Here is a 23,558-nt window from a genome sequence, read left to right as displayed (position 1 = left end):
TTGGTAAAAGTGTATGTCTGATTCTAATCAAAGCCGCAAAATTAATCGTTTTTTTGCAGAATTTATTGCCAAATTAAGAAAATGGCTGAATAAAATCGGTAGTCCTGTAAGGATTAGTCGACGCTTTGTGCGGCAGTTATTAAATGCAACGCGGGGGCGTGGCAAGGGGGCGGCGGCTGGCTTTGTATTACCAACAGTGACACTTGTTACCCTTGTGGTAACTTTGCTCGTGGTTACGACCGTATCTAGATCTTCAGAAAGGGCGCAAAGTGCCGCTAGTGCCAGACAAGAGCAAGTTTTTAGAAGTGCAGCCACGCCCATAGTCGATCGCGCAAGGGCAAAAATTGATGCTTTGCTCAGTGATGGCAAGCTGCCGCGTACCACACCACCCGAACTCACCCTTGATAGTGTTATTACTAACGATAGCGGCAAATATACTCTGCCCGATGAGACGAGGCTGCAACTAGTCTACGATTTTCGCGGCACATCATCAGCCACGACTCCTGATGGCAATATTAACGTTACTGCCGCCCAAATTGAGAATCGGGAATATGTGTCAACGGCATGGAAGTTTCCCATTGACACCGATAACAATGGCAAATTTGATTCCTATGGTTTATACAGCATTCTCTTCCGCACCCGTCCACCCACAATTGCGAACCGCCCGATCACACCCATTGAGTCAAGGACTTTACCAATGGATGAGACAACGCTTTCAGGGGCTTGCGTCTCTACTGGGAGCGTAACAAACATTGCCAGTGATGGCGGTTGGACGGTATCTAGTGACAATCGACTTCGCAAATCATTTTTTGTCTATGCCGTTACTTTACCCATTACAGATAGCAGAAGTTTTCCTGCTAATTCGACCAATTACGAGATTTATAACGGTACTACTTCCATTAGTGCGGTTGAGTTGCAACAGGATCGGGCGCGATCGCCACAAAATAACAATGCTGTATTCTTTGAAGGAGATACGGAACTCGTTAATATTGCCACCTTCCGTATTAATGGACGGATATATAGCGCTGGTAATTTGATGGTGGGGGCTGCATCGCAAAACCCGATCAGTTTCTATCAAGTTAGTAGCTCAGGGGGCAGCTTAGACAGTACCCCAACCACCACGACAAATCCCGATTTATACGGTTCTTGCTATTACGAAAAGAAGAATGGTGAAATTGCGGTTGCGGGTAATGTGGTTGAAGGGAATGCAATTTTTGATGATCCTGCCACGCTATCAAATGGTACGGATGTATCAGTGGATCTTTTCCGAGGTGCTGGTGTACCACCTGACACTGTTGCAGGGGGCAGGCTAACAATTACTGATACTGGCAGTGCCGATACTTCCACAGTTAGCGTCAATAGCAGTGTCAATATTCCGAAAAACCGTAGTTCAGGTTTGGCACTCAACGATTTTGAATTTAATCGGCGGATTGGGCGCTTAGTTGATGCGGCGATCGCCCGTAGCACGGTGACAATTCCTTCTCCAATTCCCAGCAACTTTACATCGACCAATCTAACTTACAGCCCTGCTAGCCAAGGCGATCCCACTTCTGTTAGAGAAGATCTAGTCAAGCGCATTTTAGACGAAGCTCTATCCTCTAATGATGAGGTGGAAGTGGCAAGACGCGCTGCCTTAACCGCCTATTTTGGTGAACGCACCCGTAAGGTGTCCTTCCGAGATGTTCCCTTTACCACTGCAATCCCGCCCATAATTGCCGACCCGACTACGCTCTTAACTCCAATTCCCGTCCCAGGACAGCCTAATGAGTTAGCGCCACCGATCGCTTGGATGTTGCCCGCCTATGCCAATGCCAACTTTGGTAAGGGTATTGCCAGTTTTTCCTTACCTTCGGGGACAGGCTTTGATGGCAAGGGTGCGATTCTGGATTCGACCAATGGCGTGTCACTGCTCACTCCCAGCTCAGCCAATCGCCTATCTATCTTTGCGGCAGATCCAACCGAGGTTGCTAAAAACAATGAAAGATTTTTGGGCGATCGCGTTCTCGTGGGCAATGGCTTACCCGCAAAATGGCTAAAGCTTAATACCGTTTCAGGCTCCTTAGAATTTGTTGGTGACACTGAGCCAAACCCCCTCACCACCAATGCTTCTGTATTTTGGAACAACGCTAGTGATACTAGCGGTGCAACTGTAAGCAGTACTGAGCGCTATCGCCTCACTAGATCAACCCCCCTTAGCAATCTTGGCGTAACCGATCGCGGTGGTTTCTGGGAAATCTCCGCCGCCCTTGACCCCTCCATCACCGATCCGACTAACCCCACCATCAAAACGCCAGAACCATCACCCCGTACTGGTGGCTTGCGTGTTGTCACCAATGCAGGTATTTACAGCCGCAGTATCAATGACACATTTTTACCCCGCTTCCATACAGGTTTCTCCGACGATCGCAGCAGCTCCACTGGCACAGTGCTAGATCTTGATGAGTCGAGTATGCCGCTATGGAATGGCAAGCCTATTGACAACCCCATTACAGGCGACATTGATGAGCGCAAATTTGCCCAGCTTAGCTGCAACACCACCACCAAAGAATGCGTTGATGACAATCGCAACTATGTGGTTTGGCAAGACTCCATGCCCATGACAGGGAATGTGCGCTGGCTCAATAATGCCACCACCCCTCCGAGGTCAACCGCAGGTTACTATTACCCCGATGCAGGGAATGATGTTGATGGCTGGAGTACGACCGTTGACAATCGCAAAGGCGATCTGCAAATGCGGGCATCGGCGATCTATCACTACAAATATGACGCTTATAATGCGATCGGCGCACCAACCAACTACCAAGCCCCGATCGCCTGTGTCAGCAGCTACTACGATCCTTCCAATGCCATTACTGCCAGAAATGCACCCATTGGCGGAACGGCTGCCCCTTGGAATGCCGATGCTCAAGGACGTTCTAATAATGGGCTAGTCTACAATGTTGGCAGGACAGCATCCTCCACCGATGTCACCTTTACCAATATTCGGTATGACACAGCATCGGGCTTATTCTATGACACCAGTGTTAGCACCGTAGGCAGTGGCATTTTTAGATTTACTAATGCTGCGAGAACCCTAACCACGACAGGCTCCTATGGCGAAAAATTGGCATATCAGGCGAACCTAATCTTCCCTAACGGACGCTTTGCCAATGAGCCATTGCGTGAGGCTCTCAAAAAGATTATTACTAGCAACTCAGCTAACCCTGCCGTAGCGAGATTGACCCTACCGCAGCAATCCACCATTGACTCTAACCTCTGCGCCCTCCAAATTCTGGACAGCTCGATCACCCTTGCCAACACCAACGCCGCCTCTGCTAGTATTACCCCCGCCGCCGCCTCAGGCAGCACCGCCCTCACCTCAGTGCAAATTCCCCACGGCGCTTTCAAAGAGAGTGCGTTTCTAGATGGACGGGAAGTAAAATCGCTCAATCGCAATGAGTCATTGACCGAGGCGGCTGTTGGTAATGAGCCACGAGTTACTGATACTGCTGGATCACAGGGCTTAGCTCTAGTCGCCAAAAATCGTGGCGATATTTACGATTTGGAACTGGAGCAGCGTCAACCTCTGGAAATTCGTACCACAGATATTGACATGGATCGGCTGCGTGGGTCTAGGCTTGTTGGCGGCAATAACACGGGGGTTGCCACTGACTATTTACTCCCCTATAGTGGCGTTGTCTATGCTACCCGTGAAGATGCGCTCGAAGACCTCAGCTATTACGATCGCGACTCTACCACCCTCGATCCGATCGCCACACCTCTAGCCAAGCGCAAAAACCTAAGCTCTACCGACTTCCTCCTCGATCCTACCCGCAAGCCTAGCGCGATCCGCCTGATCAATGGCTATCGTCTCTGGCGCAGCGCTCTCACCAATACTGCCAACCTCAATAGAGTCAACAATGAGTTGCCAGTTTCAGATGTTACCTATGCCAGTTATCCTTGGACAGAAGCAACTAAGGGCGAAAAGGGTTTAACCCTTGTGTCTAACCTGCCTGTCTATGTCAGGGCGCAAAGAGATCCCACTAACTCCACCACACTTGCTAATGAGGTTCCTGCCTTTAATAGGCATACTCGCGAAGAGTTTACGCAGCTATTGCAAGATGATTGGAGCAATTTTTATCGCCGCCACGCTAATAATGGCAATAATGACGAGCTTGATCCTAACTTTGCCTGTCGTCCTGGTCAAAACCCCACTTGCACCTTGGGAGATCAATGGCGACCAGCCACGGTTTTGGCGGATGCGGTCACGGTGCTATCTGCTAATTTCCGCGATGGCTATCGCACCGATGGCGATTTTGACCTGCGAAATAATGCCAATACTTCAACTAGCATTAACTGGCAATCGCAATTAAATCCTGTACGCTATCCCAATGATCCGCCCAAGGATAGTACCTATGTGCTTGAGCGCCGCCGTTCTGGTTTCTTTAATAATAATTTTGCCACGAGCGCCCTCTGGCTCAATCGCCGTAACTCTGATGGAGCCGCCGTTGACGATTCTAATTTCTGGCCTGCTAATCCCGCCGCGACCCCTCCAAATAATGGCAACCTTGCTAGTTACAATGCCAATGGGGTTACACCAATTCAACGGCGGGTCAATTTCCCTGAATATGGCATGGAGATGTGCCGCAAGTTCCCTGTTGGTGAATGTACTTTCTCCGATTGGGTGAAGGCTGGCGCGGGTACAACCACTTTACCTGCGTTTGATGCCACGACTGGAGTTGTCTCGACAGCAGCAGGCGCACCTAGATTTATTTCTAATGATAATTCTCGCTATGCCCGCAGGGTTTCGTTCTTGCGCTTTGATGATATTTACAAAGATGGCAATCAACAGTTACTTTTTGCTAGTAGCTGTAGAAATCCTGCTAGCCCCCCTGTGATTTTCCCGCTTGGTATTGGGGTTATTAATGGTGACAATGCCACAACTGGCTATACTTTCCCCCATGTGATGGGCGATCGCCTCACTCCTTTTGACCTTAGCAACAACAACAATAATAGTAGCTATGGCACTGTGCCATGTCCTGAGCGTGGTATCAGGGTAACGATTAGCAGTGGCAACCAAGATATTGCAGAAGGTCGTAGACGCGATCAGAACCAAGCAACTGGCGGCGCTGCTATTGGCGCTCTTGAAGATCAGCTTGGGTCCGACAATCTACCCACAGTCACTTGGGGAACTGGTGACAATAATGGTGTAACAACTATCCCCAGTCCTAATACAGCAGAAGGCAGTGTAACCAACTCTCCTGACAACGAGAGTGGTCAGAGTAGTACTAGCGCTACCAATCCTACTAATAACCCCACTAATAGATCTCGTAGTACGAATAATGCTGTTTACAGAAGATTTAACTTTAATGTCCAGATAGAAGGCTCTGACAGAGCCACCCTCGCCGCAGGAGAAACAATACGGGTTAGGGTCACGCTCAGGAGGACTGGAACCGCTCAACCAGGTGAAATAGGGGCTTCCAATTTCCCAGGCTTACCTTCCAAGTTCCCAACTATAAATGACGCTGATCCTCAAACTAAAGCTGACTATCTTAATCGTCTAGTCAATCCATCATCAACAGCACTAGCTATGACTGTGCCTAGTGCTGTCAATATTCAGACGCTAGACGGTACAACTGGCGCAGTCACCGCAGGTACAGGTACTATCTCCGCCAGCATTCCAGTTACTGCCAACGGTGGACAATATCCTCGCCTGAGAATTGGCGCAAGTAGTCCAGAAACTGTTATACCTGAACAAGCCACTTGTGAAGCAGATCGTTACTGTACTGTACTGACTTGGACTGGTCCCACTGGTACAGCCGACGATCCGACTGTCAAAACTGTGACTGTGTTGGTGGTTCGCGATAGCGCTGACGAGCCAAATAATGAAGATTTTGAGATTCGTCTTGATAATATTCGGGGACCTCAAGCCACCTACGGTAGTAATCGCACGAGGCGCGGACGAATCCTTTCTCGAGATCCCGAAGAGAATCAATCTCCCACTTGTGAATCGGGATTAACTAATACAAATAACGATGATCGCGAAATTCCATCAGGGCCTTGCCCGACACCGACACCGACACCCACGCCAACGCCAACGCCAACGCCAACGCCAACACCAACACCCACGCCAACGCCAACGCCTGGTGGTGGTGGACCTATTCTTAACTCAATTACTCCTCCAGTATTTGCCAGCTTGCCCAAGCCATCGGGCTTACCCTTCTCAATGATCTCATCTCCTGCGGCTGCCTATCCATTCCCCCATGCCTCTGGCGATATTTTTAACCGTCCATTTAATCCACCCTCTAATTTAGAAAATGGCGGAACACAGGGCGGACGATATGTATGGGGCGAAGATGTCAATGGTGATGGCACTATTGATATAACAGATCCCAATGAGAATATCTTCCCGAATATTCCACCCCGTCCAGCCTCTGGCGGCGAAATTCCCATGCTGCCTGGTGACTTCACGCAAGCAATTTCTGAGAATAATGCTACTAACGCTAATAATCGGCAAATGCGGCGCGATCGCCCCACTGGCGCAAACCGTAGTCTATGGTTTAGGACAGCAGTAAGCAATGCCAACTATCTTGGTGAAGGTGGCAACATCAGCTATCAAAACAATAACAACCTGTTTATCAATAACCTCAGTTTCCCTGTTATTGGCAGTGGTGCTAATAGCTTTAGGGCAAATCTAAACTCCACAGGCAGCTTAGTATTGCCGCCCACCCCCTGCATCAACCTCAGCAATGGCACTGTCGATGATCGCTGCACCACCAAGCCCTATGACTTTAATACTAGCATCGTCAAAGCTCCAGATCCCGATAGCACCGTCACCCTGCTCAACCTCAATCTTCCCTACAACCCCCACTTCCCATCCGACAATGTTAGTCGTATTAACGCAACTAGTTCAGTCCAACCTGCCACTAGCTTTACAGTCTGCGGCGGCACGGGCAACACCCGCAATTATCAAGCGATCCAGCGTCCATCCCTAAGCAAAACCGACATCAGCGCTGGCAGTTGTCCTCAAGGTGCAAATAGTCCTGGTCAAGCAATTAGGAACTTTGTCGGAACATTACCCAATCCCAATACTGGCACAACCTTAACAGGCGGTACTGGCTTGCTGAGCGCCAAGCTTAATCCTGGAAATACAGGAGCCGATGCCTTTATTGGTTTAGTGCCTAACGTTACCAACAGTACTGGCGTTGTGCCACTGCCAGCCACTGCCGATGCCCTTGTGCGTGGCGCAATTCCCTTTGTCCCCACAACCAACGACCTCCTTACCGCCGATGTTAATACAACAGGCGTAACATTTACCGAAAATCAGCCCCTGCGCGTCTTCCCTGTCAGCAAAAATGGACAGTTACCTAAATATACTGAGTCATTCAGCTTTACAGGAGGAGCGATCGCCAATAGTTTGGTATCTAGCGCAGACCTAGTAAATGGCGACTTAATCAGGTTTACAGGCACTCTACCCCTACTGCCCGTTCCTCTAACCGTTGATACTGATTATTATGTGGTAAATCGCTCTGGTACTCAGTTTGGTTTATCTGACACCCTTAATGGTGATCCGCTAACATTTGTGAATGTGCCACTTCTAAGTGGCAATGGCATCATTGTCAGAAGGCTAGATGTTAAGTCAACCTACTACGTCCGCGAAATTCAAACTGGATTTAACAATCGCTTTAAGATTGCCAAAACCTCGGGCGGCGCTGCCTTAAATATCGTTGACGAAGAACTTGGGACTGATAACACCAAGGTGGGGATTGGCAGATTTGCCTTTAGTATGGATGCGATCGTCAGAGCCAGAAACACCTTTGCCGACAATCGCGTTCAGGTCTATAACATCAGCAGCCTCGGCACAACTGAGCCCACAGGCGATCCTGCAGTAGCGCCAGATCTGCGATCGCTATCAGGCACATTGACCCTCAGAGCCAACTGTGCCGACCCTGTAACAAATGCAGATAGTGCTTGCACCCCCACCAGCATCCGCCGTGGACCTAGCCCCGTATTCATTTTCAGAGGCTTGCCCAATGAAAGTATCGAATTTAAGGGCTTGCAAATCAAGCTAGACGGCGTTGATCCCAATAACATTTTCTGGGTATCGTCAAGGGCAGAAGAAAGGCTAGATCCTGTCAAATCGACGGCAGCAACAGGAAACCCTGCCAACAATAACTTTATTCTTTTCCCTAGCAATCCTAATAGCCAGCGTATAAAAATTGGTAAACGCATTATATTTTCTGATGGTACTAATACTTTGCCATCAGGGTTGAGTGCAGGTACACCCTATTACATTGCTTGTGAAGCTGGTGCTAAGGTCAAGCTATCCTTAGTTCCGCCGCCTGCTGGTGGATACAACTGCAACAGTGTTGCAAATGAAGTCAACATTGATGGTGATGCAGAGTTTAAACTAGGGGCTGAGCCTGCATTCGTATTTGAAGGGATGAAGGGCAGACCGAATATTATTACTGGTAATTTCTTGGGCTATACCATAGGTACTGGCACTCCCACTGAAGATAATACTTCCGTATTCACAACTAGACTCGATCCGACAACCAGCAAAGACTACAACTCCTTCAGAGGTGTGCGCTTCTTGGGTCTATGGGGAGATGCCAAAAAAGTTAATAGCGAAACTCTATTTGTGGCGATGACCTCAGTTGAGCAACCGCAACTGTTGCCAGTGGTACAGCTTAGTGTGCCTAATGCCCTAGCCGATGGCACAACCACGATCCAACAACCCGCATCTATAACTACCGAAGGTGGTATCAATGGTACACCCCAAGGCACTGGCGTTAGTTCTGTGCGATCAGGACAATGGACAATTCGCCCCGTCAGAACCGAAATTAATATCTACTTTGTCGCAGGTAACAGCCCTGCGCGAAATGAAGTACCATACCGCGCCTCTAGCACCCTATTTGGCAGCACTGCCACTGGCACAGCCGCCCAAGCTAATATCGCTGAGGCAGGTGGCGGCTTGGCAAACTTTGTGAGGTTCTTGGAAAATTGGGCAGATATACCAATTAAGATCACAGGTGGATTTATCCAAAATACAAAGAGCCGATTTGCTACCGCCCCCTTTGCACCAACTACGCCACAAGTTGACGGTATCAGCGACACCACCACTGTCTTCCTCAATCCCGCTCATCCTGGTACAGGCACGACTGACGGCCGTATTTCGGGCGGCTATAATCTCCAATATCAATCATTTACAGGTAGCCGTATTCCTTACTATGCTCCACCTAACCGCCTATGGGGCTATGATGTGGGCTTATTGACCCAGCAACCCGATCGCTTTGCCGAACGTTTTGCCGTACCGATTCCAGGGGCTAATGAATTCTTTAGAGAGGTTAGCGCCGATGATAAATGGGTAGAGGGATTACTATGCGCCCTGGAGCCATCAACAATCGATGAAAATACAAGAAAAGGTATCGGTGTCCTACCAACCAACTATCGCCGCCGCACCTTACGCGGTACTGACCTCAAGTCTAGCTGCAATAGCTCATTCTATGGCGGGGCGGCGGCTACCGATGGCACAATTCCCAACGTGTATCAATAATTAATTTAACCCTACGGGGTTTTGAGATAGACAAAATGGCAATACTATTTTGTCTATCAGTGTCTATCAGTATTAGCGAACATTTAAGCGGAGGATGACAACCAATGTCTAAGCAAATGTCAAATCTAATGTCAAATTGCCACTGTTCAGATATGTCAACACGATCGCCAAGGCTAGCGCTAGTGAATGTCATTGCCTCTAATTTAGCTAAGCGATCGCCAGATCAAAAAGCCAACCCAGAAGCAGGATTTTCATTGATCGAGTCATTGGTAGCGGCGGCAGTGGTAAGCGTTTTGATTGTGGCGATCGCGCCGATGGTGGCACTGTCGACCTCTGCCCGTGTTAATGCTCGCCGTATCGACCAAGCCACTCAAGCCGCCCGATCCTACATAGACGCAGTGCGCGGTGGTGTGATTGATGTCAGCACATTTCCTAACAATATCGTGTTGCCGCCGATCTCAAGTAGCCAAAATGCTCAAGGGCAGTACGTTTTTGAAAGTATTGCTCCGCCCACAGCCACCCTAATCACCCTAGATAGCACCTCGGCGGCCAACCCAGTACGCGGCATTAGAATTGATGCCGATGGTAATGGATTTAGTGTTAACGATCCTCAAGATCTGGTGATCCAACCGATGCGAAGTGGCCCTTTGAGTTCTTCAGCAACAGCAGCAACAGATCTACAACGTCAGGGCTTTTGGTTGGCGGTGCGGGTCTATCGTGCCGATGCGCTCAATGGTGCAAATACTCTCAAAAAAGGCACTGAACCAGAATGTGCCAGAAGCAAAACCCCATTTTCTAGCACAGCCTCGATTCTCTGCCCATTGGTGACAATGCGATCGCAAATAATGCCCACGGTAAATGCAAATAACCTTGATGACATTAAAACAGGTATCGGTTCAAGAAATTAATTCACAAAAAACAACTAGAAAGAATGGGGTCTGGAAGTTATATGAAAAGCTGGTTTCGCAGGTTGTTTCTTAAAATAGCAGCGATCGCTAATAAGCCATCAAAGCGGCGCTCTAAACTACGGCGCGATCGTCACCTAGTAGCTGGTTTTACATTGATAGAATTATTGGTATCAGCACTGATTGCCTCCTTTATGGTGGTGGTAATGCTGAGTTTTTTGACGGGAGTGTTAGAAAGCGATCGTAAGGAAACTGCCAAGTCCAACGCCCAAGAAGAACTACAATCGGCGATCGCCTATATTGCTGACGACCTGCAAGAAGCAATGTATATCTACGGCGCTGAAGGCATTGCGGGCATCAATGCTCAATTACCCCATATGCAGACCAACACCCAATGCACTTCCAGCAACTGCACACCCATTTTAGTCTTCTGGAAAAGAACATCCTTTGATCCGAATAGTACATTACAGACGCGAAAGTTAGGATGTATGCCTTACAAAGACTTTGCCGCCTGTGAATCTAATAATGCAACAACAAATCCGTTTCAGTCAGCCTTTGGACGCGAGATTTATGGCTATTCCTTAGTTGCTTACTACCTCAAAAATGATACAAATCTTGGTAGTTCTAGCTGGTCAAACACCGCCCGAATTTTGCGATGGGAACTTAAAGACGGCTATCCTTGGTATTGCAGCACTGGTGGCACTATCACTGATACTGCTAACTGCCCAACCACAATAGCTTTCAATAGAGATGGCGGAACTCCATCTGCATTAGTTAGCAGTAACAATCCAGCTATTTCGCCTGCGGCAACAGATGATAGCGATTACTTTATTCCACCCGATAAAGGCTTCAATCGCCCAGATTTTTCCAGTGCTACCAGCATTTTAAGTTGGAGAAAATTCACTGATTATAAACTAGACAATAATCCTCCTTCGGTGCTTCCAGCCCGTCCCGCTACTGAGTTTGTCCCCCTTGTTGACTTCATGGATGACACAGCCTATAACGTAAACCAAGGCGGCAACAATGATGCAGGCACAGCCTCAACCGCCACTGCTGCCTTACGCATTCCCATTGGCAAAAATGTCACCATTGCAGGCGTAGTTACCAATCCCGACTGTGATGATCCGTCGATCGGCGTGGGCAATACCAATCCTGTAACCGCTAGTAACGCCGCAGGGACATTTACGCAGCGCGTACCTGCCGACTTTACAAGCACCACTGCCAACCCTGCGGGATTGAGCAGCTTTTATGCCTGTGTTGCCCCTAACAATACAACTGTACGGCTATTTTTGAGGGGCAATGCCCTAGCCAGACTAGGCGATCGCCCACAACCGCGTAACTTCAGACAGCCCACCACGGCCAACACCGCCTTTTTCCCCACTGCTAACGTGCGTAGTTTTGGACGTAGTGCGATCGGTATCACAAGATAAAAAATCTTGATTGATCCCCCTCAATCCCCCTTGTGAAGGGGGAAGCAGAAAATCCTCCCCCCTTTTACAAAGGGGGGATTAACACTAAAACGTAGATCAAATCATCAAGGTAAATTGATCATGCTTAATATTAATTCCCATTTAAATATTTTAAATATGATGTTTAAATCATTGCCAAAAGCGATCGCCCCACAATACCGTAAAAATCGCAAATCGCAGGGTTTTACCCTAATTGAAGTTCTAGTTGTAATGGTGATGGTCGGTGTACTAACAGCGATCGCTGCCCCCGCATGGTCTGGCTTTATCAATAGTCAACGCATGAACTCTTCACAAACATTGGTCTTACAAGCAATTAAAACAGCACAGTCAGAAGCAAAAACTCGTAAAGTTAGTGATAGCAAAAACTCCAGTGGCAATAGAACCAGAATTACTTTTAAAAGTAACGCAATTAGATTAGATAACGTCAAAGCTAATGCTGGGAAAGATCAGAAAATAGAAGATGGAATTACTTTATCCGTTACTAGTTCTGGAACTTTGCCTGTATCTGGTAGTGATAAATATCTAGAATTTGACTCCAGAGGCTTTTTACCACCGACACAATCTGGATTAGTGCCAATCTGCGTTAATTTGACGAATAGCACTGGTAAGACTAAGTGGATTAAAATCCAAACCCTATTGGGTGCTGTTGTTACAGGTGAAGGCAATTGCACGCTATAGTTAACTTCCTGCAATGATAGACAATATCTGTAAATTTCTCGCAGAAAGCTTTTCGTCAGACTTTGCCAGTTGGCTATTGGGCAAACCCATTGAATTAACCAAACTCGAACCATCAGAGCTTTTGGTAGAACCGATCCGTGCCGACTCAGTAATATTTCTCGAAGCATCAGACCTAATCCTGCACATCGAATTTCAAACCGAGCCGAATAGAAATATTCCCTTCCGCATGGCGGACTATCGATGTAATTCGCCTCTGGGAACAGCCAACAGCCATATTTCAAAACTATTCAGGACTATTACCCTTTGCCGCCCTATCTCAAACCGATAATCCCGAAGAAACATTAAGGCAAGTCGCCCAAAAAATTGAAAATATTAGCGATCGACAAGTCCAAAGTAATGTAGCCGCATCGACAGCTTTGACACTCCCCGCACTGAAGTGACGGGGATTCCTGATTCAGTGAGACAACTTACCAAATAGACCTAAATCTAAATGGCAGAGGTCGAACTCTCCACAGGCGTAGAAATTTGGGTATGCCCTACCCTATTTAATCCAATAGCCAAGATATTCAAAGCAGCATTGTGGTCACGGTCTAAAACCGTACCGCAATGGCTACATTGATGAGATCTCTCACTCAGCGATTTCTTGACCGTTGTTCCACAATTTGAGCAATTTTGGCTTGTATATTGTGGCGGCACTGCAACCGTGACCTTGCCAAATACTTTGCCAAAATACTCAACCCAATCTCGAAACATAGACCAGCTTGCATCTGAAATAGACTTAGCCAATTTATGATTCTTGACCATATTCCGCACTTGCAAATCTTCATAGGCAATCAGGTCGTTAGACCGAACTACGCACCTTGCAGTCTTTACCGCAAAGTCTTTACGCTGTCTAATTACTTGCAAATGCTTTTTTGCTAACCGCTTAATTGCTTTCCTCCGATTAGCCGATCCCTTTTTACGCTTAGAAACTTTGCGTTGCAACTTTTTAAGCTGACGCTCTGACTTTCTAAGAAATTTAGGATTTTCGACTACTTTACCTTTGGAGTCAGTGTAGAAGTGGTTCAACCCAACATCTAAACCAATCGTGGTTTGAGTTGGTTCTATATCTTCTCTACGGTCAACATCTACACAGAATTGAGCGTAGTAACCATCAGCCCGTTTTACCAGTCTGACACGTTTAATTTGCTCTATCTGGTAGAAGTTAAGGTCACGACTGCCAACTAGCTTGAGTCTGCCAATTTTGAAACCATCAGTCAAAGTTAAGTATTTACGATCTTCAGAAAGCTTCCACCCTGTAGTTTTATACTCAACGGAATGACCACGTTTTTTAAATTTTGGATATCCTTTCTTGCCTGATACTTTCTTCTTGCAGTTATCAAAAAATCTGGCAATGCCTGACCATGCCCTTTCAGCGCTTGATTGTCTTGCTTGAGAGTTTAATTTATTCGCAAAATCAAAATCTTTTGCAAGCACAGCCATGAACTTATTGAGGTCATATCTGTCAGCGCCGCGATTATCTATCCAGAACCTCAAAGCCTTATTACGACAAAACAGAGCAGTACGGATAGCCTCATCAATGAGGTTGTACTGCTCTGTTTTGCCTTTTAGTTTTGCTTCGAGGACTAACATGGATTTATCTAATCTTATGTAGTATATTCTAACATAAGATGCGACATATTGATACAATTAATATAAAGCCGTGCTAGAAGCACGGGTTTTTAAACCCATTTTTCTGATAATATCGGGCATAGCCCTAAACAAAGAAATCATCCAAAGACTTTTAAGGAGCGAAATCATGAAGACATCCGTGATTTACCAAGAAATTTTACTGGAGGGCAAAGCCGAAGGCATCGCTCAAGGCATCGCTCAAGGCATCACTCAAGGCATCGCTCAAGGTGAGGCTCAGGGTTTAGCTAAGGGTGAAGCGAAAGCTACCCGCCAAATTGCGATCAATATGCTCAATGATCATATTTCCCCTGATCTAGTCACCAAATTTACAGGACTAACCCTCAAGCAAGTCCAAAAATTACAACAGCTTTCTGCAAAACAATCCCAAAATCCTAAATCGCCAAGGGCTAAACGTTCAGCAAAACCTCAGTAAGCGTTTTCAATATCCAAAGGTGTTGTTATAAGTAGCAATGCCTAAATGGGCATTAATATAGGAACAAATTAAGAAATAAATGCTACTCTTGCAAGATAATTGTAGTTAAAAACAACAAAGAAATATGATGCGGATGCGGAATAATTATCGGCAAAGACGCGATCGCGTTCACGCAGGTATTTATAACAACCTTGGCTTCACTTTGCTAGAGGTCTTAGTAGTAATGGTGATAGCGGGTATTCTGGCAGCGATCGCTGCACCATCTTGGCTAGGATTTTTGAACAATCAGAGACTAACCTCCGCACAGAGTACAGCCCTCAGCACCTTGCGCTTAGCCCAGAGCAATGCCAAGCGCACCCAAACCATGTGGCAAGCAACCTTTAGAAATACTCCCAATGTTTCTCAATATGCAGTACATCAGTCGCCGCCATCATCAATGACCGCAGAATATTGGGATAGTCTGCCTTGGCAAAATTTTGATCAAGGCGTGAGAATTGTGGATAATACCGAGTCTCAACCTCGCACAACCCTAACAAAACTGACAGCAGTGCCTGAGCCAGATATTTATCGCGTTCAATTTAAGCCCCAGGGCAACCCAAATGGAATTGGAGAATTGGGACGTATCACATTTGCGAACAGAGCAGGTGGCGATCGCAAAAGATGTGTCATTATTTCCACGCTCCTAGGTTCAATGCGGTTAGCTGAGAATTCATCCTGCAATCAATGATTGCCAAAATATGTACATAATAAAAATAAGATGCAAATAAAATACAAATAAAATACAGATATAACGAAAATAACCTCAAAGAAACATTAAAGCGAGTTGCCAGAGCAATTGAAGATATCGTAAAATATCATAGATGCTTAGGCAACTTGATAATGATCCATGCGCCCCCTGTTTCGGGGTGATTGTGAGCCGAAATAGTGCCTTCGTGGAGTTGCACGATCTGACTGGCGATCGCCAGACCTAGCCCACTACCGCCACGATCTAAGCCCGACCTTGTACGTGATGGATCAATACGATAGAACCGATCAAAAATATGGGGCAATGCTTCTTCAGGGAACCCATCCCCCGCATCAATAGTTTCAATCTGCACAAAATCATCGATCGCTGCCACTGCCACAGTTATACTTTGAAGGGTTGGACTATGCTTGATACTATTATCGATAATATTGAGCAATAGCCGATAGAGGCGTGACTCATCACCATGGAGCCTGATCTGACCATCGCTATGATAATTTAAGGATATCTTTTTCCGATTGGCGATCGGCTCTAGGTTTGTCCATACCGCTTTGATCAAATTCTCTAGATCAATTTCACTCTTATGTAAGCAGGGCGTAATCCCCACATCCATTTGTCCTAGCTCTAATAGATCGTTAACGAGATTTGTAATTCTTTCTATTTCGTTGAGCAAACGTTCTACCCAAATTTTGGCAGAAGGATCAACACGTGTCTCAATGGTTTCGGCAACCAAACGGATTGAAGTTAGGGGCGTTTTTAGCTCATGGGCAACGTCAGAAGTCCAGCGATCGCGCTGTTGAGCAATTAGTACTGCTTCTTGGCGATCTTCCAAAAAGATCCCCACTTGTCTATTGGGGCAGTAGATACTGTGAGCGCGGATGGGCTTACTAGTCTGCGGCACAGGATCAGCAGGATCGGGAATCGCAGGATGAAATACCCAATCAATTTGAGCGCCTTGCATCTGCGATCGCGTCTGTTCTACCAACGCATCTAACTCATAGGAACGAATAATTTGTAACAAAAATGGTTTGCGCTGCAACCCTTGCTGAAGGTTATTGATCCCCATCATTTGAGCAGCCCTTTGATTACAAACCGTGAGGCGATTGTCTTGATCAACTTGCAAATAGCCAATGGGAGCCGACTCCACAATTGTTTCCCATAGCATTTGCTTCTGCAATTGCTCCTGCTCAGTTATCAATATCTCTTTCGGGTCAAATTTTTGACGATATTTTTGTTTAATATCCCTTTGCAAACCATATGCCCAAGATTGGAAACTGCGGATCGACTTTATCTTAGAAACATGACGCGATCGCTGACGTGATTTGCGATCGCGCAACCGCTTGGCATAACTCCAGCTAAACCAGCAAGCACTGGTAGCGATCGCGCCAATCACAATTCCCACTGTCAGCCAAAGTAATTCCACTTAATATGCCTATAGAGTTTAGCTTTTGGCTTTTAGCTTTTAGCCTTTAGCTTTTAGCCTTTAGCTTTTAGTTTTTACAGCGCTTAGTGCTACTTTAAAATTGAGTTTTTTTGACTTTAAGCTGTTGCTTATTCGCAGAATAGGCGGCGCAATGCGCCGCCTAGTAAAAAATCCAGCTAACAGCTAACAGCTAACAGCCAATTAATAAGTTTCAACGTGCCAGCGTCCATCCTTCTTCATTTGCTTTTCAAATTCTTTCCAATTTGCGCCATTCTTTTCCGCAGTCTTGGTCATGAATTCAGCAATACCATCTTCCATACCGCGCAAACCGCACATATAGGTATGAGTGGTGGGCTTTTGCAGCACTTCCCAAAGCTCATCGGCATATTCAGCCATGCGGTTTTGAATATACATCTTTTCGCCTTTGGCATTCTTTTGTTCACGGCTGAGTGCCACATCGTAGCGGAAGTTGCGCTTATGCTTATAAGCCATCCACTCCAGATCAGCCTTGTACAAAACGGTGCTGTCGGTGGGCGCACCAAAAAAGAGCCAAGCCAAGCCATTGAATTTGTAATCTTCATGCTGTTCCTTAAACATCCGCCATAGGAAAGCGCGGAAAGGAGCAATCCCTGTGCCAGTGGCAATCATGATGATTGTGGCATTAGGATCATCGGGTAGCAACATTTCTTTGCCCACAGGACCTGACAGCTTCACCTCATCGCCAGGTTTAAGATCGGTTAAGAAATTAGAGCAGACACCCTTCACCAACTCGCCAGCTTCGTTGGTGTATTCCAGACGTTTGACGCTGAGAGACAGGGTTTTGGCATCGAGATCATCACCTAGACGGGTAGAGGCGATCGAGTAGAGACGGAGCTTGTTCGGCTTGCCATTTTTGTCCTCACCAGGAGGAATTACACCAATACTCTGACCTTCTAAATAGCGTAGACTGCCACCAGAAATATCGAACTTGAGGTGGCGGGTATCGCCAGCCGCACCTTGTCTGACCAATACTTCATTGAGAATGCACTTGGCTGTAAAGGGGCTAGCTGGGCGGTAGATGTTGACGGGAATATCTTTTTCTGAATTTGCACTCATGAGACGTTATGTAGGGAATGTATGACAAAGAAACACGATGTCATTATATTTTCAAATGCGACTTGTCAGCATGATGTAGCCTAAAGATCTGTTTGAGTGGGGCAAAACTTATATCTTTATTAAGATTTAGCCGAAACAAAATTGCTGAAATATGGGGGGAGGGCGGCAAATGGGTAGTCGTCTAGGGTTGCATATGTTATTATGGATACAATTAACCTTAGATTTTCAACTAAAGGTACTTGCAACAAACTACAACTTATGTATCACAGCTTTACTATAACTTTAGTAAAGCTTGACTAAGGCTGTAGTCAGGCAAAAAGCCCTTGGAGTACCTGACACATCGCTAAACAGCGCTAAACATCACTAAGTTGATGCACTATTGCGATTTTGTAATGAGTGAACATTTATTACAAAATCATTTAAAAACAAAAAATAATCCTAGCAAGGGTTTCATGTTTTCATACTGACTACGGCAGCATGAAAATTGCCACAGGCTAAGGCGTAGTTCGCCAGTGTTTTTGGAGATTGCAGTTTGAATTATCGGAATTAAGAGTCTAGAGGAGGCTACTTTGCAAACAACGGGTGCATTCGCCCTCATCGATAGTGTGAGGCGACAAGGTGTAAAGCATATTTTCGGCTATCCAGGCGGCGCAATTTTGCCTGTGTATGACGAAATTTATCAGGCAGAAGCGAGAGGAGAAATTAAGCATTATCTAGTGCGCCATGAGCAAGGAGCAGTCCATGCAGCAGATGGCTATGCTAGAGCTACTGGTAAGGTGGGTGTATGTGTGGCAACCTCAGGTCCTGGAGCGACTAATCTGGTGACGGGGATTGCTACTGCCCAAATGGATTCGATCCCGATGGTAATTATTACGGGGCAAGTTCCCTCCTATGCGATCGGTACGGATGCCTTCCAAGAAACCGATATTTGGGGGATCACTTTGCCCATTGTCAAGCATTCCTATGTGATTCGCCGCCCAGAAGATATTGCGCGGATTGTGGCGGAGGCTTTTCATATTGCTGGCACTGGTCGCCCAGGGCCTGTACTGATTGACATTCCTAAGGATATCGGTCAAAAAGAATTTGCCTATCACCCTGATGCTGAGGTGGATTTGCCAGGATATCAACCCAAGGTTAAGGGGCATTTACATCAGATTGCGGCGGCGATCGCGATGATCCGTGAGGCAAAGCGTCCTTTGCTCTATGCAGGTGGTGGGGCAGTGCTTGCTGATGCCCATGCTGAGCTTGCCGAGCTTGCTAAGCGCTTTCAGTTGCCTGTCACCACAACCCTAATGGGTAAAGGTGCTTACGATGAAAATAGTGAGCTATCCCTCGGTATGTTGGGAATGCATGGTACGGCCTATGCTAATTTTGCAGTGCAGGGCTGCGACTTGTTAATAGCGATCGGCGCGAGATTTGACGATCGCGTGACAGGTCGCCTAGATAAATTTGCGCCTGATGCCAAGGTGATTCACATTGATATTGATCCTGCGGAGGTCGGCAAAAATCGTAAACCCGATGTGCCGATTATTGGCGATGTAAAAGAGGTTTTGCAAGCACTTTTGGATGCGACAAGTTACGAAGAAAACATTCAAACTAAGGAATGGTTTGCCCAACTTGATCAATGGAAAGAAGACTACCCCCTAGAAGTACCTGCCTACGAAGGTGTGCTATCGCCCCAACAAGTAATTTTTGAATTTGGTAAACAAGCGCCCGATGCCTATTTTACCACTGATGTGGGGCAGCATCAAATGTGGTCAGCACAACTTATCAAAACTGGACCACGTAAGTGGATTTCTAGCGCAGGACTCGGCACGATGGGCTATGGGATGCCTGCGGCAATGGGCGCAAAGGTGGCACTGCCCGATCATCAGGTGATCTGCATTAGTGGTGATGCTAGTATCCAGATGAACATTCAAGAGTTGGGAACCCTTGCCCAGTATGGTATCAAGATCAAGGTAATCATTATTAATAATGGTTGGCAGGGCATGGTGCGCCAATGGCAAGAGAGCTTTTATGATGAGCGCTATTCTTCTTCAAACATGGAAGTGGGAATGCCTGATTTTGTGAAACTTGCGGAAGCCTTTGGACTGAAGGGGGTTCGCGTTAGTGATCCGCAGGATTTGCAGGCGGCGGTGGCAGAGATTCTTGCCTATGATGGTCCCGTGTTTGCCGATTTTTGCGTTAAGCGCAATGAAAACTGTTATCCGATGGTTCCCCCAGGCGCAAGTAATGCAGAAATGGTCGGTTTGCCCACACCCAAGCGATCGCTGACCTTAGAACCTGCAATGCAACTAGAAAAAGCTTTAGTCTAGGCAACAATCCTGTAACAGTACAAAGAGTTAATATTTGTGACTATGAAAAAAGGCAGCGCTTCGCGCTGCCTTTTTTATAGTTGTTAGCGATGCTATGCTTTTGCTTTATTTATATGCAGATCTATGACACCAGAAAAATCCTATCGTCCCAATGTCGGGATTATTGTGTTTAATCGCAAGGGTGAGGTACTAGTCGGCGAACGTTTAGGTGTACCTGACTCATGGCAGTTTCCTCAGGGCGGGATCGATGATGGCGAAGATCCTCAAGCAGCCGCTTTGCGAGAACTATACGAAGAGGTGGGTATTGATGACGCGGTGTTAGCCTATGTGCATCCTGAATGGTTGTATTACGACTTTCCGCCATCGCTCAAGTTGTCGGGCAAGTGGGCAAGCTATTGCGGACAAAGGCAACGGTGGTTTGCCTTTTATTGGAACTACCCAGCTTCTAATTGTAAGTTGGATGTTCACGATCGCGAGTTTCGCGTGGTGCAGTTTATGGCGATCGACAAAACCCTTGATTCTATTGTGAGATTTAAGAGAGAAGTGTATCAACAGGTGGTGAAGATCTTCACCCCTGTGATTCGTGAATATATTGGCAAATTGCCGTAACAAGTCATGGAAGGCTAATTTCTTGGCTGTACGATCATACTAGTGGCAATTTGATCGGCGATCGCCGCCCCATTTAAGATCTCCACCAGTTTCAAGGCAAAAGCCATCGCTGTACCTGCGCCGCGACTCGTTACCACATTACCATCAACAACCACAGGACTCTCCAAATATTCGCCAACTTGCAGTTGGGACTTGACCGCAGGGAAGGAGGTAGCGCGTTTGTCTTTGAGTAAACCTGCGGCGGAGAGAACGGTGGGCGCGGCACAGATCGCCGCCACTAATTTTTGGGCATGGGTATGGGCAGTCAACATTTTGGCAACACGCGGATCTTCTCTGAGCCGAAATGTACCTGCACCACCTGGCAGCGCGATCGCATCAAAGATATGCGACTCAACCTGATCGAGAGATTTGTCAGCAATAATGGCGATCGCATGAGCGCCCATAACCGTTAGCTCATCTAGGCTCGCTGTGATCACTTCAATATCAGCGCGGCGCAACACATCAATAATCGTAATTGCTTCGATTTCTTCAAAGCCTGTAAATAGGGGTACAAGTACGGTGGGCATTTTTTTGGGGGATTGGTGATTGGTGATTGGCTTTTAGCTTTTAGCTTTTAGCTTTTAGCTTTTAGCTTTTAGCTTTTAGCTTTTAGCTTTTAGCTTTTAGCTTTTTAATTAGGTAATTAAGTTAAAGCTTGAGATTCAGTTGAAATTTATTAGACTTCCTTTTCATTAGTTCCTATATTAACTAATCGCTAACCACTAACCACTAACCACTAACCGCTAATCGCTAACCGCTAATCGCTAATCGCTAATCGCTAATCGCTAACCACTAATCGCTAACCGCTAACTGCTAACCGCTAATCGCTAACTGCTAACTGCTAATCGCTAACCGCTAACCTCTTGACATTGACTGCAAAGACCAAAAAACTCAAGGGTATGGTAATAAATCTGAAAGGTATGGGTTTTAGCCAATTGATTACTTAGATCATGGATGGGACAACAATCAATCGGTAATGATTTACCGCAGTTGAGGCAGTTGAGATGGTGCTTGTCGGCGGGGGTAATGCTATAGACGGTTTCGCCATTGGGGAGGGTCAGCGCCTTAATTAGGCCTTGCAATTTGAGGGTATCTAGCGATCGATAGACCGTGGCTAGCCCCATACTCTGTTCACTACTGCGTAATTCCGAATGGATATCCTGCGCTGATATGGCGCGATCGCGGTGTTGGAGGAAATGTAGCACTCGTTCTTGGCTGCGAGTGAGTTTTTCTTTCATGCTTTTGCGAGGGGAAAAAATATCCTGTGGGTATTTTTCCTGATTTCAGAACTTAAAAGGATTATAAATCAGACAGGGCATAAAGCATTTTTCGAGTTTTTGGCGCGTTGCAGGATTAATTTCTGTAATCCATTGTTTATGCATTAATTGCTCGATCGCCGCAGTGCCGTAAATAAGGGCAGATATACCTGCAATCGTGGTGTAAAAGTCGATCGCCCCATCGAATTGTTCCCCATTGTGGCGTTTGATCGCAATCTGCGGTGCAAAGGAGCGATCGCTGCTAATGGTAAATATGCCTTCATTCCAATGACAATGGGAATCGCTAATGGCAAAGGTCAAGGGTTCACAGTCAAGGGGTAAACCATGCAAAGCGCCCACCAGATCGACGATGCGTACCATCCAAGGTTCACTCAGTCTTGATTCTAAAATACCTGCATCCCCTAGCCAATTATGGGGATTTGTGTTGAGGGGTAAGGGCATTTTTAAAATATGGATTTGATCGCGGTGACTGGCGAAAAATTGCCATAGGCGATCGCGGGAGGGCAGGTCTGTCCAAAATATTGATGATATCTCGATGCAGCGATCGCGCATTGGTTGATTGCTGCTGCTGTCGATGCTGTAGATGGCGATGGCAACGGGCTGGCAATCACGCTTAATCACTACACATAGTTTTTGGCGGTGCAGATGCCACCATTGGTCATAGTTAAAATTGGTGATTGCTAAGCCATGGCTATGGGGCTGTAAGGTGTGCGATCGCAGACTCTCGAATAAAAAGTTTGCCAAAATATCCTTGACCTCAGTTGCCGCAAGGCGATCGCAGGTTAAATTATCTAATTTAGTTGATTGATGACTTGATTTTAGATAGGGCGACAGGGCGGCGATCGGCATCTCTACTTCGTGATTGGCATTGGCGATCGCATAGCCCAAGGTTTCATAAAAACTCGCCTTAAAGGGTGTGAGCATACTGACACTGATGCCATGCATTCGCATTTCCAGAAAGGCGCTCTTGATCAATGCCTTGACACAGCCACGATTGCGATATTCGGGATATGTCCATATGCCACCAATGCCGCCCATCGCCTTCAGAGTCCCCCGCACCGACTGCTGCATCCGAAAACATTGCAAAGCCGCCGCAATTTTGCCATCAATTTCCGCCACTAATACTTCCTCTGGATTGATTGCGGTTAGGTGCGATCGCGGCAAGTCTTGATTTGTCCAACGGGAGTAAGCGTACAGATCACCCTTAAGGATTTCGAGGCGATCATTTTTATCAATTTTGCGAATTTTCATAGATATATTCTTACAGAAATTGCCGATCAAGCCGATCAAGCAAAGCACAGAAGAGATTTTGAAGGAATCTCAGAGCCATGATTGACTGACACATCTTAACCATAAACGGGCAAGAT

At 46.6% G+C, this 23,558-nt stretch carries 13 protein-coding genes and 2 pseudogenes; 9 read left to right on the top strand and 6 right to left on the bottom strand.

Features of this window, described 5'->3' with window-relative positions; genetic code table 11:
• Window positions 1-13: 13 nt before the first annotated feature.
• The 5 genes and pseudogenes from hpsA to H6F44_RS01120 all read left to right on the top strand — a co-directional run.
• The gene (gene hpsA, locus H6F44_RS01140; protein ID WP_190349078.1) at window positions 14-9,535 is read left to right on the top strand and encodes a hormogonium polysaccharide biosynthesis protein HpsA; all 9,522 of its coding nucleotides are present in this window, start codon (window positions 14-16) and stop codon (window positions 9,533-9,535) included.
• A 104-nt stretch (window positions 9,536-9,639) separates the two neighbouring features.
• Complete coding sequence (locus tag H6F44_RS01135) at window positions 9,640-10,443, top strand: prepilin-type N-terminal cleavage/methylation domain-containing protein (RefSeq protein WP_199301936.1); 804 nt, start codon at window positions 9,640-9,642, stop codon at window positions 10,441-10,443.
• A 41-nt stretch (window positions 10,444-10,484) separates the two neighbouring features.
• Window positions 10,485-11,870, top strand: coding sequence for a hypothetical protein (locus H6F44_RS01130; protein ID WP_190349077.1), 1,386 nt, complete (start codon window positions 10,485-10,487; stop codon window positions 11,868-11,870).
• 120 nt (window positions 11,871-11,990) lie between these two features.
• Window positions 11,991-12,587 carry a pilus assembly FimT family protein gene (locus H6F44_RS01125; protein WP_190349076.1) on the top strand — a complete coding sequence of 199 codons (597 nt, stop codon included), beginning with the start codon at window positions 11,991-11,993 and terminating at the stop codon, window positions 12,585-12,587.
• Window positions 12,588-12,600: 13 nt separating this feature from the next.
• Window positions 12,601-13,006: pseudogene (locus tag H6F44_RS01120) on the top strand (Rpn family recombination-promoting nuclease/putative transposase); the annotation flags it as partial.
• Window positions 13,007-13,073: 67 nt separating this feature from the next.
• Here H6F44_RS01120 and H6F44_RS01115 read toward each other — a convergent pair.
• Complete coding sequence (locus tag H6F44_RS01115) at window positions 13,074-14,219, bottom strand: RNA-guided endonuclease InsQ/TnpB family protein (protein ID WP_190349075.1); 1,146 nt, start codon at window positions 14,217-14,219, stop codon at window positions 13,074-13,076.
• A gap of 166 nt (window positions 14,220-14,385) precedes the next feature.
• Here H6F44_RS01115 and H6F44_RS01110 point away from each other — a divergent pair, with 166 nt between their 5' ends.
• Window positions 14,386-14,691: an RpnC/YadD family protein gene (locus H6F44_RS01110; RefSeq protein ID WP_199301935.1), complete on the top strand. Its 306-nt coding sequence runs from the start codon at window positions 14,386-14,388 to the stop codon at window positions 14,689-14,691.
• Window positions 14,692-14,815: 124 nt separating this feature from the next.
• Window positions 14,816-15,418 carry a type II secretion system protein gene (locus tag H6F44_RS01105; protein ID WP_190349074.1) on the top strand — a complete coding sequence of 201 codons (603 nt, stop codon included), beginning with the start codon at window positions 14,816-14,818 and terminating at the stop codon, window positions 15,416-15,418.
• A gap of 127 nt (window positions 15,419-15,545) precedes the next feature.
• On the opposite strand, the gene H6F44_RS01100 is transcribed toward H6F44_RS01105, so the two are convergent.
• A complete protein-coding gene (locus H6F44_RS01100) occupies window positions 15,546-16,856 on the bottom strand; it encodes an ATP-binding protein (RefSeq protein WP_190349073.1) in 1,311 nt (436 codons plus the stop codon).
• Between the two features lie 201 nt (window positions 16,857-17,057).
• Window positions 17,058-17,930: pseudogene (locus H6F44_RS01095) on the bottom strand (FAD-binding oxidoreductase); the annotation flags it as partial.
• Window positions 17,931-18,520: 590 nt separating this feature from the next.
• On the opposite strand from H6F44_RS01095, the gene ilvB reads away from it, so the two are divergent.
• Together ilvB and H6F44_RS01085 are read left to right on the top strand one after the other, a co-directional pair.
• Window positions 18,521-20,266, top strand: coding sequence for a biosynthetic-type acetolactate synthase large subunit (ilvB, locus tag H6F44_RS01090; RefSeq protein ID WP_190349071.1), 1,746 nt, complete (start codon window positions 18,521-18,523; stop codon window positions 20,264-20,266).
• Window positions 20,267-20,389: 123 nt separating this feature from the next.
• A complete protein-coding gene (locus H6F44_RS01085; protein WP_190349070.1) occupies window positions 20,390-20,875 on the top strand; it encodes an RNA pyrophosphohydrolase in 486 nt (161 codons plus the stop codon).
• 14 nt (window positions 20,876-20,889) lie between these two features.
• Here the strand turns inward: H6F44_RS01085 and H6F44_RS01080 are convergent, their stop codons facing one another.
• The 3 genes from H6F44_RS01080 to H6F44_RS01070 form a co-directional block, all read right to left on the bottom strand.
• Window positions 20,890-21,441, bottom strand: a complete 552-nt coding sequence (locus H6F44_RS01080) for a DJ-1 family glyoxalase III (protein WP_190349069.1) — start codon at window positions 21,439-21,441, stop codon at window positions 20,890-20,892.
• A 321-nt stretch (window positions 21,442-21,762) separates the two neighbouring features.
• Complete coding sequence (locus tag H6F44_RS01075) at window positions 21,763-22,152, bottom strand: Fur family transcriptional regulator (RefSeq protein ID WP_190349068.1); 390 nt, start codon at window positions 22,150-22,152, stop codon at window positions 21,763-21,765.
• Between the two features lie 45 nt (window positions 22,153-22,197).
• Complete coding sequence (locus H6F44_RS01070) at window positions 22,198-23,442, bottom strand: GNAT family N-acetyltransferase (RefSeq protein WP_190349067.1); 1,245 nt, start codon at window positions 23,440-23,442, stop codon at window positions 22,198-22,200.
• Window positions 23,443-23,558 lie beyond the last annotated feature (116 nt).

Origin of the sequence: Pseudanabaena cinerea FACHB-1277 (assembly GCF_014696345.1) — a bacterium.
GTDB classification, from domain to species: domain Bacteria; phylum Cyanobacteriota; class Cyanobacteriia; order Pseudanabaenales; family Pseudanabaenaceae; genus Pseudanabaena; species Pseudanabaena cinerea.
This window is presented reverse-complemented; position numbering and strand designations above follow the sequence as displayed.

What these genes read in the sequence shown, in the direction of transcription:
- H6F44_RS01130 (WP_190349077.1), top strand. Translation starts at nt 10,485, where the DNA reads ATGAAAAGCTGGTTTCGCAGGTTGTTTCTTAAAATAGCAGCGATCGCT.
- hpsA (WP_190349078.1), top strand. Translation starts at nt 14, where the DNA reads ATGTCTGATTCTAATCAAAGCCGCAAAATTAATCGTTTTTTTGCAGAA.
- H6F44_RS01135 (WP_199301936.1), top strand. Translation starts at nt 9,640, where the DNA reads ATGTCTAAGCAAATGTCAAATCTAATGTCAAATTGCCACTGTTCAGAT.
- H6F44_RS01085 (WP_190349070.1), top strand. Translation starts at nt 20,390, where the DNA reads ATGACACCAGAAAAATCCTATCGTCCCAATGTCGGGATTATTGTGTTT.
- H6F44_RS01110 (WP_199301935.1), top strand. Translation starts at nt 14,386, where the DNA reads ATGAAGACATCCGTGATTTACCAAGAAATTTTACTGGAGGGCAAAGCC.
- H6F44_RS01115 (WP_190349075.1), bottom strand. Translation starts at nt 14,219, where the DNA reads ATGTTAGTCCTCGAAGCAAAACTAAAAGGCAAAACAGAGCAGTACAAC.
- H6F44_RS01105 (WP_190349074.1), top strand. Translation starts at nt 14,816, where the DNA reads ATGATGCGGATGCGGAATAATTATCGGCAAAGACGCGATCGCGTTCAC.
- H6F44_RS01125 (WP_190349076.1), top strand. Translation starts at nt 11,991, where the DNA reads ATGCTTAATATTAATTCCCATTTAAATATTTTAAATATGATGTTTAAA.
- H6F44_RS01070 (WP_190349067.1), bottom strand. Translation starts at nt 23,442, where the DNA reads ATGAAAATTCGCAAAATTGATAAAAATGATCGCCTCGAAATCCTTAAG.
- H6F44_RS01075 (WP_190349068.1), bottom strand. Translation starts at nt 22,152, where the DNA reads ATGAAAGAAAAACTCACTCGCAGCCAAGAACGAGTGCTACATTTCCTC.
- H6F44_RS01080 (WP_190349069.1), bottom strand. Translation starts at nt 21,441, where the DNA reads ATGCCCACCGTACTTGTACCCCTATTTACAGGCTTTGAAGAAATCGAA.